The sequence below is a fragment of the Saccharopolyspora sp. genome (assembly GCF_017434145.1).
Lineage (GTDB): Bacteria > Actinomycetota > Actinomycetes > Mycobacteriales > Pseudonocardiaceae > Saccharopolyspora_C > Saccharopolyspora_C galaxeae.
The window spans coordinates 1-1,895 of sequence record NZ_JAFRFW010000988.1 but is presented as its reverse complement, the minus strand read 5'-3'; the positions used below and the strand labels follow the sequence as shown (position 1 = coordinate 1,895).

At 71.2% G+C, this 1,895-nt stretch carries 1 protein-coding gene; it reads right to left on the bottom strand.

Annotation, left to right across the window (positions count from 1 at the left end):
* Positions 1–74 precede the first annotated feature (74 nt).
* Positions 75–1,895: phosphoribosylformylglycinamidine synthase subunit PurL (purL, locus tag IJH84_RS26780; protein WP_295150432.1), on the bottom strand; the 1,821-nt coding region annotated here is incomplete at its 5' end.

Below are 1,895 nucleotides of genomic sequence, written 5' to 3'. Positions count from 1 at the left end.
GCGGACCGCGAAGTGAACGGACCGCTCGTCCCGATGGATCGAGGCGAACGGTCCGTTCACTCGGAGCCGAGCGGTCAGCTGAACAGCGCGGGAAGAGTGCCTTCCCAGGCCTCGCGGAGTTCGGCCAGCGGGACGTCGGCGACGTCCTGGATGTCCAGTGTGGACACACCGGCGTCGGCGACGCCGATCTTGGCGCAGGGCAGGCCGCGGGCCGAGCACATCTCGGTGAACCGCAGCTCCTCGCTGCGCGGCACGGCCACCAGCACGCGGCCCGCGGACTCCGAGAACAGCTGCACGAACGGGTCCGCGTCCTCCGGCAGGACCACGCGGGCACCGCACTCACCGATCAACGCGGTCTCGACCAGCGCCTGCGCCAGGCCGCCGTCGGACAGGTCGTGCGCCGCGGAGATCATGCCGTCGCGGGAACCGGCGAGCAGCACCTCGGCGAGCAGCTTCTCCCGCGCAAGGTCGGGCTGCGGCGGGGTACCGCCGAGGTGGCCGTGCACGACCTTCGCCCACTCCGAGCCGCCGAACTCCTCGCGGGTGTCGCCGAGCAGCAGCAGCGTCTCGCCCTGCTCACCGCCGATCCCGGTGGGGATGCGGCGGGTCACGTCGTCGATCGTGCCGAGCACCCCGACGACCGGCGTGGGCAGGATCGGACGGCTGCCGGTCTGGTTGTAGAAGCTGACGTTGCCGCCGGTGACCGGGATACCGAGTTCCGCGCAGCCGTCCGCGAGCCCGCGCACCGCCTGCTGGAACTGCCACATCACACCCGGGTCCTCGGGCGAGCCGAAGTTCAGGCAGTTCGTCACCGCCATGGGGGTGGCGCCGGTGGTCGCGACGTTGCGGTACGCCTCGGCCAGCGCCAGCTGCGCGCCCGCGTACGGGTCGAGCCGGGCGTAGCGGGCGTTGCAGTCGGTGGCGACCGCGATGCCGCGCCCGGTCTCCTCGTCGACCCGCAGCACTCCGCCGTCCGAAGGCTGCGCCAGCACGGTGTTGCCGCGGACGTAGCGGTCGTACTGGCTGGTGACCCACTCGCGGGAGCACAGGTTCGGCGAGGCGGCCAGCTGCACCAGCGCCTCCCGCAATTCGTCCGGAGTGGACGGACGCGCGAGGGTGTTCGGGTTGTCCGCGGTGATCAGGTCCTGCTCGGCGGGCCGCTCCACCGGGCGCTCGTAGACCGGGCCCTGGTGCGCGACGGTGCGCGGCGGCACGTCCACCACCAGCTCGTCGTGCCAGTAGATCGCCAGGTTCTCGCCGTCGGTGACCTCGCCGATCACCGTGGCGGTCACGTCCCACTTGGCGCACACGTCCATGAACGCGTCCACGCTGGACGGTTCGACGACTGCGCACATGCGTTCCTGGGACTCGCTGGAAAGGACCTCCGCCGGGGTCATGCCCTCCGCGCGCAGCGGCACCCGGTCCAGGTCGACGCGCATCCCGCCGTCCCCGGCCGAGGCCAGTTCCGAAGTGGCGCAGGACAATCCGGCGCCGCCGAGATCCTGGATGCCCACGACCAGCCCGGAGTGGTACAGCTCCAGGCAGCACTCGATCAGCACCTTCTCGGTGAATGGGTCGCCGACCTGCACGCTGGGCAGCTTCTTGCGCCCGGAGCCGGAATCCGCCGAGTCGCCCTCGAAGGTCTCCGAAGCCAGCACGGACACGCCGCCGATGCCGTCCAGCCCGGTGCTCGCGCCGAACAGGATGATCTTGTTGCCGGTGCCGCTGGCGTGCGCCAGGTGCAGGTCCTGGGTCTTCATCACGCCCACGCACATGGCATTGACCAGCGGATTTCCCGCGTAGGACGAGTCGAACGAGACCTCCCCGCCGATGTTCGGCAGGCCCAGGCAGTTGCCGTAGCCGCCGACCCCGGCGACCACGCCCGGCAGCACCCG